Annotated in this window: 15 protein-coding genes and 1 tRNA gene; 12 read left to right on the forward strand and 4 right to left on the reverse strand. The window is 72.1% G+C overall.

The window, feature by feature from the left end; genetic code table 11:
* The first annotated feature begins 81 nt into the window (after positions 1 to 81).
* From AB0H37_RS32030 to AB0H37_RS32040, 3 genes are all read left to right on the forward strand, one after another.
* Complete coding sequence (locus tag AB0H37_RS32030; RefSeq protein ID WP_179832657.1) at positions 82 to 321, forward strand: hypothetical protein; 240 nt, start codon at positions 82 to 84, stop codon at positions 319 to 321.
* A 64-nt stretch (positions 322 to 385) separates the two neighbouring features.
* Positions 386 to 874, forward strand: a complete 489-nt coding sequence (locus AB0H37_RS32035; RefSeq protein ID WP_360616675.1) for a hypothetical protein — start codon at positions 386 to 388, stop codon at positions 872 to 874.
* 60 nt (positions 875 to 934) lie between these two features.
* Complete coding sequence (locus AB0H37_RS32040; protein ID WP_329094986.1) at positions 935 to 2,698, forward strand: ABC-F family ATP-binding cassette domain-containing protein; 1,764 nt, start codon at positions 935 to 937, stop codon at positions 2,696 to 2,698.
* A gap of 79 nt (positions 2,699 to 2,777) precedes the next feature.
* Here AB0H37_RS32040 and AB0H37_RS32045 read toward each other — a convergent pair whose 3' ends face one another.
* Entirely contained in the window at positions 2,778 to 3,266 is a 489-nt protein-coding gene (locus AB0H37_RS32045; RefSeq protein WP_179832660.1) for a MarR family transcriptional regulator, read from the reverse strand.
* A 44-nt stretch (positions 3,267 to 3,310) separates the two neighbouring features.
* The gene (locus AB0H37_RS32050; RefSeq protein WP_360616676.1) at positions 3,311 to 4,114 is read right to left on the reverse strand and encodes a patatin-like phospholipase family protein; all 804 of its coding nucleotides are present in this window, start codon (positions 4,112 to 4,114) and stop codon (positions 3,311 to 3,313) included.
* A 114-nt stretch (positions 4,115 to 4,228) separates the two neighbouring features.
* On the opposite strand from AB0H37_RS32050, the gene AB0H37_RS32055 reads away from it, so the two are divergent.
* Complete coding sequence (locus AB0H37_RS32055) at positions 4,229 to 5,017, forward strand: trans-aconitate 2-methyltransferase (RefSeq protein WP_360616677.1); 789 nt, start codon at positions 4,229 to 4,231, stop codon at positions 5,015 to 5,017.
* Positions 5,018 to 5,190: 173 nt separating this feature from the next.
* Positions 5,191 to 5,553 carry a VOC family protein gene (locus tag AB0H37_RS32060; protein WP_360616678.1) on the forward strand — a complete coding sequence of 121 codons (363 nt, stop codon included), beginning with the start codon at positions 5,191 to 5,193 and terminating at the stop codon, positions 5,551 to 5,553.
* Here the strand turns inward: AB0H37_RS32060 and AB0H37_RS32065 are convergent.
* Both AB0H37_RS32065 and AB0H37_RS32070 read right to left on the reverse strand, forming a co-directional pair.
* A complete protein-coding gene (locus AB0H37_RS32065) occupies positions 5,545 to 6,327 on the reverse strand; it encodes a TetR/AcrR family transcriptional regulator (protein ID WP_329094977.1) in 783 nt (260 codons plus the stop codon). The two genes, AB0H37_RS32060 and AB0H37_RS32065, sit on opposite strands and share 9 nt — an antisense overlap.
* Before the next feature lie 17 nt (positions 6,328 to 6,344).
* Positions 6,345 to 7,298 (reverse strand): acyl-CoA desaturase, encoded by a 954-nt coding sequence (locus AB0H37_RS32070; protein WP_179832664.1) that lies wholly within the window; start codon positions 7,296 to 7,298, stop codon positions 6,345 to 6,347.
* Positions 7,299 to 7,627: 329 nt separating this feature from the next.
* On the opposite strand from AB0H37_RS32070, the gene AB0H37_RS32075 reads away from it, so the two are divergent.
* The 7 genes from AB0H37_RS32075 to AB0H37_RS32105 all read left to right on the forward strand — a co-directional run bounded on the left by AB0H37_RS32075 (position 7,628) and on the right by AB0H37_RS32105 (position 14,319).
* Positions 7,628 to 7,852 carry a hypothetical protein gene (locus AB0H37_RS32075; RefSeq protein WP_329094975.1) on the forward strand — a complete coding sequence of 75 codons (225 nt, stop codon included), beginning with the start codon at positions 7,628 to 7,630 and terminating at the stop codon, positions 7,850 to 7,852.
* 72 nt (positions 7,853 to 7,924) lie between these two features.
* Positions 7,925 to 7,997, forward strand: a tRNA-Gln gene (locus AB0H37_RS32080).
* 165 nt (positions 7,998 to 8,162) lie between these two features.
* Positions 8,163 to 9,602 (forward strand): bifunctional UDP-N-acetylglucosamine diphosphorylase/glucosamine-1-phosphate N-acetyltransferase GlmU, encoded by a 1,440-nt coding sequence (gene glmU, locus AB0H37_RS32085; protein ID WP_360616679.1) that lies wholly within the window; start codon positions 8,163 to 8,165, stop codon positions 9,600 to 9,602.
* A 195-nt stretch (positions 9,603 to 9,797) separates the two neighbouring features.
* A complete protein-coding gene (locus tag AB0H37_RS32090) occupies positions 9,798 to 10,778 on the forward strand; it encodes a ribose-phosphate diphosphokinase (protein ID WP_141578287.1) in 981 nt (326 codons plus the stop codon).
* A 299-nt stretch (positions 10,779 to 11,077) separates the two neighbouring features.
* A complete protein-coding gene (locus AB0H37_RS32095) occupies positions 11,078 to 11,722 on the forward strand; it encodes a 50S ribosomal protein L25/general stress protein Ctc (RefSeq protein ID WP_329094967.1) in 645 nt (214 codons plus the stop codon).
* A gap of 125 nt (positions 11,723 to 11,847) precedes the next feature.
* Positions 11,848 to 12,423, forward strand: a complete 576-nt coding sequence (gene pth / locus AB0H37_RS32100) for an aminoacyl-tRNA hydrolase (protein ID WP_179832668.1) — start codon at positions 11,848 to 11,850, stop codon at positions 12,421 to 12,423.
* 420 nt (positions 12,424 to 12,843) lie between these two features.
* A complete protein-coding gene (locus AB0H37_RS32105; protein WP_329094964.1) occupies positions 12,844 to 14,319 on the forward strand; it encodes a sugar transferase in 1,476 nt (491 codons plus the stop codon).
* Positions 14,320 to 14,389: the final 70 nt, after the last annotated feature.

A 14,389-nucleotide genomic window follows, 5' to 3' on the forward strand; every position in this document is an offset into this window, starting at 1 on the left:
GCGAACCCCGGGGTCGCGGAGCGCGTCATCTATCCGTGACACCGGTTCCTCCGGGACTGACCCGACCGGCGAGGTGGAGCGATGACGTATCTGTCCGGGATGCTGGGCCTCGTGGCGATCGCCGTGATGGCGACGCTCATCCTGCTGGCGGTGCGCCGCGACCGGGATCTCCGCCGCAACGCCCCCGACAAGGTGGTGGCGGCCTCCGCGGCGGGCGCGGGAATGGGCTCCGCCGTGCCGGGCCCCGCGGTCCCGGGCCCCGCCGTGCCGGGCGCCGTGGCGCCCGGCTCCGTGATGCCGGGGGAGGCGGGCGGGCAGTAGGCTCGCCGCGCGGCCGGAACGCGGCCGCCTCGACCAATCGGCTCCCCCGAGATCGGCTAACAAGATGGCGAGCGGCCGCGGCATGACATTCCTGCTTCTCCTCGTGATCCTCTTCCTGATCGTCGTCGTCGGCATCGTGGCCCTGGTGGTGGTCCTCGCCACAAGGTCGTCGAGGTCCGCAGCCTCGGGCGCGGCGTACGGGCCGCCCGGCGCGCCATACCCGCCACAGCAACCCGGCCAGTACGGGCAGCCCGGCCAGTACGGGCAAGCAGGTCAGCCAGGCCAGTATGGGCAGCCGGGCCAGCCTGGTCAGTACGGGCAGCCGGGCCAGCCTGGTCAGCCCGGCCAGTACGGCCAACCCGGCCAGTACGGGCAGCCGGGGCAGCCGGGGCAGTACGGGCAGCCCGGTCAGCCGGGTCAGCCGGGCCAGCCCAGCCAGCCGGACCAGTACGGGCAGCCCGGTCAGCCCGGTCAGCCGGGTCAGCCGGGTCAGCCAGATGAGCCGGATCAGCCGGATCAGCCGGGATCTTCGGGCCTGGTGCCCCCGAACTGATCGTCCGGGCCGGGCGCGCCGTGCGAGCGGTGCGCGCGGGGCCCTACGCTTGAAGGCGCCGTGAACCTGATCAATCTTGAGAACGTCGCCAAGGCCTACGGGCCCAAGCCGCTGCTCGACGCCGTGTCCCTCGGCCTGGACGAGGGCGACCGCGTCGGCGTCGTCGGCCGCAACGGCGGCGGCAAGAGCACCCTCGTGTCCGTCCTCGCCCGGGAGACCGAACCCGACGACGGGCGCGTGACCCATGCGCGCGGGATCCGGCTCGGCTACCTGACCCAGCGGGACGCGTTCGCCGAGACCGCGACCGTCCGGTCCGTCGTGCTGGGCGACCGCGCCGAGCACGAGTGGGCGGGCGACGTCCGCGTCCGCGAGATCCTCGGCGGCCTGCTCGCCGACCTGGACCTGGACGCGCCGCTGGCCGGCATGTCCGGCGGGGAGCGCCGCCGCGTCGCGCTGGCCCGCCTCCTGGTCCCCGAGTCCGACCTGCTCCTGCTGGACGAGCCCACCAACCACCTCGACATCGAGGCGATCGACTGGCTGGCCCGGCACCTCAGGGGCCGCAAGGTCGCGCTGCTCGTCGTCACTCACGACCGCTGGTTCCTGGACGAGGTGACCGACCGCACGTGGGAGGTCGTCGACGGGCGCGTCGAACGCTACGAGGGCGGCTACTCCGCCTACGTCCTCGCCAAGGCCGAACGCTCCCGGATCGCCGCCGCCACCGAGGCCAAGCGGCAGAACCTGCTCCGCAAGGAACTGGCGTGGCTGCGCCGCGGCCCGCAGGCCCGCACGTCCAAGCCCAAGTTCCGGGTGGACGCCGCGCAGGCCCTCATCGCCGACGAGCCGCCGGCGCGCGACGCGGTGGAGCTGACCCGGTTCGCGACCGCGCGGCTCGGCAAGACCGTCTACGACCTCGAGGACGTCAGCGTCCGCCTCGGCGACCGCGACCTGTTCCAGCGCATGACGTGGCGGCTCGGCCCGGGCGACCGGGTCGGTCTCGTCGGCGTCAACGGCAGCGGCAAGAGCACCCTGCTGCGCCTCCTCGACGGCTCCGTCCGGGCGGTCTCGGGAACGGTCGTGCAGGGCAAGACCGTCCAGCTCGCGCACCTGTCGCAGAACCTGGAGGACCTCGACCCGTCCCGGCGCGTCCTGGAGTCGGTCGAGGAGATCCGCCGCCGCATCACCGTCGGCAAGCGCGAATGGACCGCGAGCCAGCTCCTCGAACGGCTCGGCTTCGCGGGCGACCGGCAGTGGACGCCCATCGGCGACCTGTCCGGCGGTGAACGCCGCCGCCTGCAGCTGCTCCGCCTCCTGATGGCCGAACCCAACGTCCTCCTCCTGGACGAGCCCACGAACGACCTCGACATCGAGACCCTCACCGAGGTCGAGGACCTCCTGGACGGCTGGCCCGGGACCCTCGTCGTCGTCAGCCACGACCGGTACTTCCTGGAGCGCATCACCGACCACGTCGTCGCGCTGCTCGGCGACGGCCGCGTGTCGCTGCTGCCCGGCGGCGTCGACGAGTACCTCGAACGCCGCGCGGCCGGAACCGCGCCCAAGCCCGGCGTCGTCCGCGACGAGCCCGCCCCGGCGCCCCCCAAGCCCAAGGCGGGCGGCCAGGACTGGAAGGCCCGCAAGGAGCTCGACCGCCTCGAACGCCGCCTGGAGAAGCTCGCCGGGCAACAGGCCGCCCTCCACGAGCAGCTCGCCGCGCACGCCACCGACTACGCCAAGCTCCAGGAGCTGGACGCCCGGCTCAAGGAGATCCAGGCTGAGGCCGCCGACGTCGAGGAAGAGTGGCTCATGCTCGCCGAGGACCTCGGCTAGCCGTGTCTTGACGTGTCTCCGCGGTCGTCCGGCTCAACGGGCCGTGTTGGCCCTGGGGGCGAAGCGCAACCCCTGGGCGTTACTGGTCGAAGGGGACGAGCAGGGTTCTGAGGAGGTCGGCCAAGGCTTCGCGCTGGTCGGGGGTGAGGCTTTCCAGGATCGCCTGCTCGCGGCCGAGCAGGTCGGCGAAGGCGGCGTCGACGCGGGTCAGGCCCGCGTCGGTGAGGCGGACCTGCACGCCGCGCTTGTCCTGGGGGTCGGGATGCCGCTCGACCAGGCCCGCCGCCGCCAGCCGGTCGATGCGGTTCGTCATCGTGCCGGAGGTCACCAGCGTCGCGTGCAGGAGGCGGCCCGGGCTCAGCCGGTAGGGGGCGCCGGCCCGGCGCAGCGCGGTGAGCACGTCGAACTCCCAGGGCTCCAGGCCGTGGTCGGCGAACACGGCGCGCCGGGCGCGGTCGAGGTGGCGGGCCAGCCGGGAGACGCGGCTGAGGACCTGCAGCGGCCGGACGTCCAGGTCCGGACGCTCGGTGTTCCACGCCTCGACCAGCCTGTCGACCTCATCGCGCATGCCGACACCCTACCTGTCTTGATATCGAGAAAGACGGGGTGCGATCAGCGGCGGGCGGCCAGCGCGGCGGTGATCCGCTCGGCCGCCTCCGGCGCCTGCCGGAGGCCCTCCCGGTAGACGGGCGTCCAGCGCGACCGGTCTCCGAGGCTCGGTCCGAACACCTCCAGCGCCCGTCCGTCCGGGACGATCCGGACGTCACCGCCGCCGCGCATGTGGGGCACGGGGTCCACCGCGACGAGCGGCCCGGCCCCCTTCGTCAGCTCCGCTTCCGACCACCCGGCGAACGCGCCGTCCATGTAGCGGCGCCCGCCGATCGGCACCGGCTCGGCGAAGCCGGGTGCGGCGCTGCTCGCCGCCACCGCCAGCGACAGCGGGACGCCGCTCGACCCGTCCCACAGCACCGGCTCGCCCGACACGGCGTCCATGCCGGTGATCAGCAACCGGGCGTCCGGCCACGTGTCCGTGCCGACCAGGTACCGCATGCTCGCGCGGTGGCGGTCCGCGGGCAGCGCGGCCGCGTCCAGGGCCAGCCGCCCGATCCGCCGCCGGACCTCGTCCGGTTCCAGGCCCGGAGTGCCGCCCACCTCGAACACCCGCACCATCACCGAGTCGTCCGCCGGCGCCGGCGGGCCGCTGCGCGGCGCCAGCTCCTCCAGCGCCGCCAGGTCCCTGCCCGTGGTGATCGCCGCGCCGGCGATGGCGCCCGCCGACGTCCCGACGACCAGGCCCGCACCCGCCGGGTCCACGCCCGCCTCGCGCAGCCCCGCCGCCAGGCCGACCAGCCACGCCGTCCCGACCGGCCCGCCGGGGCCGAGCGCCAGCGCCCATCCGCTCTTGTCGTCCGTCATGCCGGGGAGCCTAGGAGCGCCGCGCGCGGCGGCGCATCCGTCAGGCGACCGGTCGCCGTGACACGCGCCCAAGATTCTTGACATCAAGATATGCGCGGGGCATGATGTTTCTTGATGTCGAGACAAACCGCGGCCGTGTGGGACCCCGCGCAGTACGGGGTCTTCGGCGACGAGCGCGCCAGGCCCTTCACCGAACTCGCCGGACGGCTCGGCGGCGCCCCGCCCGCGCGCGTCGCCGACCTCGGCTGCGGGAGCGGCGAGCTCACCGCCACCCTCGCCGCCCGCTGGCCGGACGCCGTCATCGACGCCTTCGACAGCTCACCGGAGATGATCGCGGTGGCCCGCGCGCACGAGATCCCGGGACGGCTCGCCTTCCGCGTCGCCGACGTCGCCGCCTGGGAGCCCGAGCGGCCCCTCGACCTCGTGATCTCCAACGCCGTCCTGCAGTGGGTCCCCGAACACCTCGACCTGCTGCCCCGATGGGTCGGCGCCCTCGCCCCGGGCGGGCGCCTCGCCTTCCAGGTCCCCGGCAACTTCGACGCGCCCAGCCACGTCATGCTCCGCGAGATGGGCCGCTCCGAGAGGTGGCGCGACCGGCTCGCCCACCTGCAGCGCGACGCCCCCGTCCTCGACGCCGCCGGATACGCCGACCTCCTGGCCCGCCTCGGATGCGCCGTCGACGCCTGGGAGACCACCTACGCGCAGATCCTCCACGGCGAGGACCCCGTCCTCGAATGGGTCAAGGGCAGCGCGCTGCGCCCCGTCCTCACCGCCCTCCCGCCCGCCGAGGCGGACGAGTTCCTCGCCGAGTACCGGGAGAGGCTCAGGCGCGCCTACCCCGCGGCCCCCTACGGCACCGTGTTCCCCTTCCGGAGGATCTTCGTGATCGCCACACCCCCCTAGACGGGATGCCGCCCGCCCGCCCGAGGGAAGCGACTCGTTCCCCTGCGGTGTGCCATCTCCGGCGGATGGGCGGCGTCCGCGAAACCCGGCTCGCGACCCGAGACCGGCGACCCCTGCCGGCGGCCTCCCGGACGAACTCCGGGAGGCCGCCGGTGTCATGTCGGGAGGCGACCATGATCACCGGTGTCCACCACGTCCAGCTCGCCGCCCCGCCCGGCAGCGAGGACCGGCTCCGCGCCTTCTACGGCGGCGTCCTCGGCCTCGAGGAGATCCCCAAGCCGCCCGAACTCGCCAAGCGCGGGGGAGCCTGGTTCCGCGGCCCGGGCGTCGAACTCCACCTCGGCGTCGAGCCCGGCTTCCGGCCTGCCCGCAAAGCGCACCCGGGCCTGCTCGTCGACGACCTCGACGCCCTCGCGGCGCGCCTGCGGGCCGCGGGCCACGACGTCACGCCGGACGAGCTGTTCCCCGGCCACCACCGCTTCTACGCCGACGACCCCGTGGGAAACCGGCTGGAGTTCCTACGGCCCTCAGGCTGACGGGTCGACGATCTCCTCGAAGTCGCGCCGTCCCCGGCGCTGGGCCTTCTCCGCCTTCGCCGCCGCCTTCTCCTCGGCCCGCCCGGCCTTGGCGGCCGCCTTCTCCGCGCGCTTCTCCTGCCGCTCCATCTCCTTGCGGCGGCGGCGCGGATCCAGCGACGGCCTCGGCTCCAGCCCGGACAGGCCGTTCCACGCCAGGTTCACGATGTGCGCGGCCACGTCCTCGCGATGCGGCTTGCGGACGTCCAGCCACCACTGGCCCGTGAGCGCCACCATGCCGACCAGGCTCTGCGCGTACAGCGGCGCGAACTTGTCGTCGTACCCGTGCCGGTCGAACTCCTGCGCCAGGATGTGCTCCACCTCGCCGGCGATCTCGCTCAGCAGGCTGGCGTAGCTGCCCCGGCCCGTCCCGCCGTGCGAGTCGCGGACGAGGATGCGGAACCCGTCCGGGTGCTCCTCGATGTACTCCAGCAGCGCCAGCGCCGCCTTCTCCAGCTTGCTCCGGTAGTGGACCGCCGAGTTCAGCGCGTCGGTGACGAGACTCAGCAGCCGCTCGAACTCCCGGTCGACGACGACCGCGTAGAGCCCCTCCTTGCCGCCGAAGTGCTCGTACACCACCGGCTTGGACACGCCGGCCGCCGACGCGATCTCCTCCACCGAGGTGCCGTCCAGCCCGCGCTCGGCGAACAGCGTCCGGCCGATGTCGAGGAGCTGCTCACGGCGTTCCTTGCCGGTCATCCGCTTTCTGCGGGTCCGGGGAGCGGGATCTGTCACGGAATCAATTGTGGCGGTCAAACCGCCTGCTTCGTGCGCTTGGCGGCCAGCCTGTCGGGGTTCGGCCACCGGACGTCATGGGCCAGGCGCATCTTCTCGAACGCCCAGATGATGCGCGCGCTGATGTCGATCTGCCCCTTCAGCACGCCGTGCCGCGCGCAGGTCGGGTCCGAGTGGTGCAGGTTGTGCCACGACTCGCCCAGCGACGGGATCGCCAGCCACCACACGTTGCGCGACTTGTCCCGGACCTCGAACTCCTCCTTGCCGAAGGTGTGGCAGATCGAGTTGATGGACCACGTCACGTGGTGCACCAGGGTGATCCGGACGAACCCGGCCCAGAACAGCGCCGTGAGGAAACCCGTCCACGACATGGTGACCAGGCCGCCGATCACGGCCGGGAGCAGGAAGGACACCGCGACCAGACCGGGGAAGGCCAGGTGGATGCGCCTGATGTCGCGGTCGTTCAGCAGGTCCTTGGCGAACCGCTGCTTGGAGGTCCGGTTGGCGTCGAACAGCCAGCCGTAGTGCGCCCAGGCCAGCCCCTTGCCCAGCGCCTTCCAGTCGTCGCCGAACCGCCACGGCGAGTGCGGGTCGAACTCCTTGTCCGAGTGCTTGTGGTGCCGCCGGTGGTCGGCCACCCACGTGATGACCGGCCCCTCGATGGCCAGGCTCCCGGCCAGCGCCATGAAGATCTTCAGGCCGCGCGTGGCCTTGAAGGACCCGTGGGTGAAGTACCGGTGGTAGCCGACCGTGATGCCCCCAGCGGACACCAGGTAGAAGACCGCGGTGAGCACGACGTCCGTCCAGCCGAGGAAGCGGCCCCAGGCCAGCGGGACGGCGGCGAACAGTGCCAGGAAGGGCAGCGCGGTGAACGTGGCGACCAGCGCCCGCTCCGCGTTGCCCCGTTGCTGGGGCGCGAGTTCGGGGCGTCGCTGCGGGCGGGGTGGATCCATGGCCGGAGCTGTCGTCATGCGTCATCACTTCCCGTGACTCGAGGCAGCCTTACCTACGTCAACGTAACCTACGAGACCGTAGGTTGTGCAGAGCCGAACAGTAAACTCAGCGGGAAACTGCCCCTTCGGTCACATAACTCTCGTGTGGACTGGGGGCCAGGCGGCCGCCCGCCGCATCTGCGCGGAGACCGCCGCGCCGCCCGACCGGGCCCTGGCCGACCGACACGCAGTGGGCTTGCTCGGTACCGCACGATCTAAACCGATCCGGACAAAACGACCATGCTCCTAGCATCGCCTTCGGTAATCAATCAACTGCGGAGAGTCAAAGTCTCCGCTATGCTTCTCCCATGGGTGGACCGATGCCGGGCGAGATCCGAGACAAGCTCAAGCCCGGGGAGTCCCGGGGGCGCCTGCAGATCACTGTGAGCAAGGGCGCGGACCTGTACCGACGCGTCGAGGGATGGGCCTACGGTGCCATGCTCGGCGGTGAGGTCGCGGAGGCCCGGCTGGTCAGCCGTTCCGACGAGGTCCTCAGCAAGATCCTCGGTGACCGCGGCAGGCGAGGTAAGTAGGTGTGGGCCGCGAGCCCACACCGGTATCGTGGGCCTCGCAGGCGCCCCCGCGTTAGCGAAGAGTCCTGCCGATCCGCCGTAGCGTAATTGGAAACGCAGCTGGTTTTGGTCCAGAAGACTCCAGGTTCGAGCCCTGGCGGCGGAGCTGTCGGAAATGCCGTCTGGTTCGCCGGGGGCGGGCGGTGGGGTGACAGGAGCGGGGTGGGCGGTATCCTGCCCGTGTCGGGTTCGCCCCGGCCTGCCGTGTGATGATGTCGCAGGTGGGCGGGCCCGCGACCGATCCCCGTCCGCGATGCCGAGGAGCCTCCTTGTGAGTGCTGCGAGCCGCCCGGCCGCCGTCATCGTCCTCGCCGCGGGCGAGGGCACCCGGATGAAGTCCCGTACCTCGAAGGTGCTGCACGAGCTGTGCGGGCGCAGCATGCTCGGCCACGTGCTGGCCGCCGCCCGCGAACTGGAGCCCGAGCGGCTCGTCGTGGTCGTCGGGCACCGGCGCGAGCAGGTCGCCGGGCACCTCGCCGAGCACGCCCCGGACGCCGAGGCCGCCGTGCAGGAGCGGCAGGGCGGAACGGGCCACGCCGTGCGGATGGCGCTGGAGCAGACCGGCGCGCTGGAGGGGACGGTCGTCGTGACGAACGGCGACCACCCGCTGCTGCGGGGCGAGACGCTGCGGGCGCTGGTCCAGGCGCACGAGGACGAGGGCAACGCCGTCACCGTGCTGACGACCGAGATGCCGGACGCGACCGGCTACGGGCGGATGATCCGGGCGGCCGACGGCAGCGCCGAGGCGATCGTCGAGCACAAGGACGCCACCGGGGACCAGCGCGCCATCAACGAGATCAACGTCGGGATGTACGCGTTCGACGGCGCGCTCCTGGCGGACGCGCTGAAGCGGGTGACGACCGACAACGCGGGCGGCGAGGAGTACCTCACCGACGTGGTGGCGATCCTGCGCGGCGACGGTCACCGGGCGGGCGCGCACCTGGCCGCCGACTGGGTGGAGACGCAGGGCGTCAACGACAAGGTCCAGCTCTCCCAGGCGCGCAGGCAGCTGAACGACCGGATCCTCGAGGCGCACATGCGGGCCGGGGTCACCGTCGTCGACCCGGCGTCGACCTGGATCGACGTGCAGGTGACCGCCGAACCCGACGCGGAGATCCACCCGGGGACGCAGCTGCACGGCAGGACGCACCTGGGCGAGGGCGCGCGGATCGGCCCCGGCTGCACGCTCACCGACACGACGGTCGGCGCCGGAGCGTCGGTGACCAACGCGGTGTGCGTCGGGGCGGAGATCGGGCCGGAGGCCTCGGTCGGGCCCTACGCCTACCTGCGGCCCGGCACGAGGCTCGCGCCCAGGGCCAAGGTCGGGACCTACGTCGAGACCAAGAACGCCGACATCGGCGAGGGCACCAAGGTGCCGCATCTGACCTACGTCGGCGACGCCGAGATCGGCGCCGGCTCGAACATCGGCGCGAGTTCGGTGTTCGTCAACTACGACGGTGTGGAGAAGCACCGCAGCGTCATCGGGTCGCATGTGAAGGTCGGCAGCGACAACATGATCGTCGCGCCGGTGACGATCGGGGACGGCGCCTACACCGCGGCCGGCTCGGTGATCATCCAGGACGTCCCGCCGGGGGCGATGGCGGTCGCGCGAGGGCGGCAGCGCAACATCGAGGGCTGGGTCGAGCGGAAGCGGCCGGGGACGCCGGCGGCCGAGGCGGCCCGGAGGGCCGGCGAGGAGAGCGCGCCTTAGCGCGCCCGATGAGGACTGCCCCGCCTCAGGGCGGGGAGGTGGAGGACGACGGCGTCTTCCAGGACAACACAGAGCCGCCCGACCGGAGAGCGGCTCGACGACAAGACGACCCGCGCGCCGGATCTTTGGTGCGCGGGAGGTGGGGACGACAACCCACATGCAGGGCACGGTTCCATTGAGGGGGAGTTGTCAGAGGTGAGTGGGATAAAAACGAGCGGTCAGAAGAAGCTGATGCTCTTCACCGGCCGAGCCCACCCTGACCTGGCCAGGGAAGTAGCCGACAACCTCCAGGTCGAGCTGACGCCGACGTCCGCCTACGATTTCGCCAACGGCGAGACGTTCGTGCGGTTCCTGGAGTCGGTCCGCGGCTCCGACGCCTTCGTGGTCCAGAGTCACACGGCTCCCATCAATCAATGGATCATGGAGCAGCTGATCATGGTGGACGCGCTGAAGCGCGCGTCGGCCAAGCGGATCACGGTGGTGGCGCCGTTCTTCGGCTACGCCCGGCAGGACAAGAAGCACCGCGGCCGCGAGCCGATCTCGGCACGGCTGATGGCCGACCTGTTCAAGACGGCGGGCGCCGACCGGCTGATCACCGTCGACCTGCACACGGCGCAGATCCAGGGCTTCTTCGACGGCCCGGTGGACCACCTGTTCGCGCTGGACCTGCTGGCCCGGCACTTCGAGAGCCGGCTGGACACCTCCCAGGTCACCGTGGTCGCGCCGGACGCGGGCCGGGTGCGGGTCACCGAGCGGTGGAGCGACCGGCTGGGCGGCGTCCCGATGGCGATCATCCACAAGAAGCGCGACCCGGACGTGGCCAACGAGGTCAAGGTGTTCGACGTGGTCGGCGAGGTCGCCGGCCGCACCTGCGTCGTGGTGGACGACATGATCGACACCGGCGGGACGATCGTGAAGGCGGCGGACGCGCTGTTCGACCAGGGCGCGACGAAGGTCGTCGTCGCGGCGACGCACGGCGTGCTGTCGGGTCCGGCGGTGGACCGGCTGAAGAACTCCCGGATCTCCGAGGTGGTGCTGACCAACACGCTGCCGATCCCGGAGGAGAAGCAGTTCGACAAGCTCACGGTGCTGTCGATCGCGCCGCTGGTCGCGCGTGCGATCAACGAGGTGTTCTCCGACGGCTCGGTCACGAGCCTCTTCGGCGGCCACAGCTGAACCTCCACGTCGGGCACGGCGCGCCGCGTGCCGGCGGCCGTGGCCGGGGCCATGGCGGGGGTCATGGCGACGGCAGGGCCTTGGCGTTGGGCGTTGCCGTATTGGGCTAGACTTGTGCAACCGCGTATGCCCTGGGACGTTCAAGTGCGGTGCCCGCGCAGGGGCCGCACTCCCCGGGGAACGCAAACGAATCTTTGAGCGCGCCCGCCCTTCGACGGCGCGCGAGGAACGCAACGCATCGTCCGTAGCGGACGTCCGATGGCGGACGGCCGTGGAAGCAACAACGAGGAGTTTTCGCCGTGTCCGAGGTACGCATTGCCGCCGAGCCGCGCACCGAGTTCGGTAAGGGTGCCGCGCGGCGCACCCGCCGGGCCGGCAAGGTGCCCGCCGTCCTCTACGGTCACGGCACCGACCCGCAGCACATCGCGCTGCCGGGCCACGACCTGATGCTGGCCCTGAAGACGCCGAACGTGCTGCTGACCATCGAGGGCCTCTCCGACGGCGCCTCGCTGGCGCTGCCGAAGGACGTCCAGCGCGACCCGGTCAAGGGGTTCCTGGAGCACGTCGACCTGCTGCTGGTGAAGCGCGGCGAGAAGGTCGTCGTGGACCTGCCGGTCAACCTGGTCGGCGACGTCGTCGCGGGCGGCGTCATCCAGCAGGAGCTGGTCCAGGTGTCGGTCGAGGCGGAGGCGACGCACATCCCCGAGGCCGTGGACCTGTCCATCGAGGGCCTGAAGGTCGGGACGCAGGTGCTGGCCGGCGACCTGAAGCTGCCATCGGGCGTCACGCTGCAGGTCGATGCGGAGGCCCTCGTCCTGCAGATCGCCGACGCGACCGCGTCGGCCGGCGCGACCGAGACCGAGGCGGAGGCCGCCGAGGCGGCCGAGGCCGCCGCGGCCGAGGCCGCGGCCCCCGAGGGTGAGGGCGAGGCCGCCGCCGAGTGACGGCGGTGCCGCCGGGGCCCGGCGGCACGGCGCGCGGCCGCGCCGGACGGCGGGCCGCAGGTACTTCCACGGCCCCCGCGGGTGCGCGCACCGGCGGGGGCCGTGCTCGCGTGTGAGGAGTGCGGGTGGACGCGGATCTCTGGCTCGTGGTGGGGCTGGGCAACCCGGGGCCGTCGTATGCGAAGAACCGGCACAACGCGGGGTTCATGGTGCTGGACGTCCTCGCGGCGCGCGCCGGGGGCAGGTTCAAGTCGCACCGGGCGCGGGCGGACGTGCTGGAGGGCCGGCTGGCCGGAGCGCGGGCGGTGCTGGCGAAGCCGCGCTCCTTCATGAACGAGTCGGGCGGCCCGGTGAAGGGGCTGCGGGACTTCTACAAGGTGCCGGTGGAGCGGGTGGTCGTCGTCCACGACGAGCTGGACATCCCCTTCGGGGCGGTGCGGCTGAAGCAGGGCGGCGGTGACAACGGCCACAACGGGCTGCGGTCCATCACCAGGTCGCTGGGCGCGAAGGAGTATCCGCGCGTGCGGTTCGGGGTGGGACGGCCTCCGGGGCGGATGGACGCGGCGGCGTTCGTTCTGAAGGACTTCTCCGCGGCGGAGCGCAAGGAGCTCGACTTCGTCGTGGACCGGGCGGCGGACGCGGTCGAGGCGCTGCTGGTGGACGGGCTGGCCGCGGCGCAGAACGCCTTCCACGCGGACTGACCGGATCTGCCGCGTGAAGGGCGGGAAGGACCGTTCGCATCGCCGCGCGGAAGAGGCCGAATCGAGTGCGACCTGGTTTTCGGCCCCGTGATTGCGTCGCTGTCGGATGGCTACCGGCGCGGGACGAGAAGTCGCTCACACAAAGTGACCGGCCGCCTACGGTCGGGTGACCGGATCCGGCCTCGCGACCGGCGGGCAACCGTGATCAAGGCCGAGTGGCGTCTCTTTCGTGTGCGCTCGGGGTGGTTCGGGTGCATTGTCCAACTGATAGCCGCGTTCCGTCCGTGACCACGGCAAAGCGAACGTAAGATGCAGGCCGATCGAGGTTCAGGTTCAATGTGAACCTCGGGCGACGTTCAGCCGTCTTCGGTGTGAATCGCGCTGACGGGGCGCGCGTTACACAGGATTGGTGAGTGGTTTATGGCCGTCGTTGACAAGGTTCAGGCCGAGTCATCGATCCGCCATGAGCACGAGCGCGCGGCATCGCAGAACTGGAGCCGGACCTACCGGCGGCTCGCGCGGGCCCTCGACTTCGCCAGCATGCTGATGGCCGGAGTGATCGCCTTCGTGCTCAGGTTCCCGGGCGTCCCGACGGAGCTCGACGCGCCGTACGTGGTGCTGACCGTGGCGCTGCCGGTGGTGTGGCTCCCGGCGCTGGCGCTGTGCCGCGCGTACCAGCCGCGGTACGTGGGCGTCGGGTACGAGGAGTTCCACCGGGTCCTGCGCGCGGGATTCATCCTGATGGCGGTGCTCGCGATCGGGGCGTACGCCACCAAGACCGACGTCGCGCGCGGCTACGTGGTGATGGCGCTGCCCCTCGGGACGTTCCTGGCGCTGCTGGCGCGGTACCGGCTGCGCAAGTGGCTGCACAAGAAGCGGTGGCACGGCGAGTGCATGCGGCGGGTGGTCGCGGTGGGGCACCGGACGTCGGTGTCCGACCTGATCCGGCTGCTGCAGAAGAAGCGGTACCACGGGATGGACATCGTGGCCGTGTGCCTGCCCCCGGCGCTGGCGTCGGGCGAGGACGCGGTCGCCGAGGTGGAGGGCGTCCCGGTGCTGGGCGACTTCGGCCAGGCGGCGGCGGTCGCCGACCGGATCGGCGCCGACTCGGTGGCCGTGCTGGCGTGCCCGGAGATGGACGGGGTGGCGCTGCGCCGGCTGGCGTGGCAGATCGAGCGCAACGACGTCGAGCTGGTGGTGGCGCCCGCGCTGATGGACGTGACCGGGCCGCGGATCTCGATCCGCCCGGTGTCGGGCCTGCCGCTGCTGCACGTGGAGCACCCGGAGCTGGACGGCGGCCGCAAGATCCTCAAGGGCCTGGTCGACCGGATGGCGGCGCTCGCCGGGATCGTGGTGCTGAGCCCGCTGCTGCTGCTGATCGCCGTCCTGATCAAGATGTCCGGGGAGGGCCCGGTGCTGTTCCGGCAGACGCGCGTCGGGCGCGGGGGCCGGGAGTTCACGGTGCTGAAGTTCCGCACGATGGTCGCCGACGCCGAGGCGCGCCGGCTGGAGCTGCTGGCCGCCAACGACAACGACGGGGTGCTGTTCAAGATCCGGCAGGACCCGCGGGTGACGCGGGTGGGGCGCCGGCTGCGCCGGTACTCGCTGGACGAGCTGCCGCAGCTGTTCAACGTGCTGCGCGGCGAGATGTCGCTGGTGGGGCCGCGCCCGCCGCTGCCGGACGAGGTCGCCCAGTACGGCGGGGACGTCTACCGCCGGCTGGTGGTCAAGCCGGGCCTGACCGGGCTGTGGCAGGTGAGCGGCCGCTCGGACCTGTCGTGGGAGGAGTCGGTCCGCCTCGACCTGCGGTACGTGGACAACTGGACCCTCGCCCTGGACCTTCAGATCATGTGGAAGACCTGGTCGGCCGTCGTCCGCGGCTCCGGCGCGTACTGAGCGGCGGCCGCGGCGCGGGACGGGACCTCGGCGGGAACACGACACGGCGCCGCCCGCGACACGGCGCCGG

Source organism: Actinomadura sp. NPDC023710 (assembly GCF_040639875.1).
Taxonomy (GTDB): domain Bacteria; phylum Actinomycetota; class Actinomycetes; order Streptosporangiales; family Streptosporangiaceae; genus Spirillospora; species Spirillospora citrea.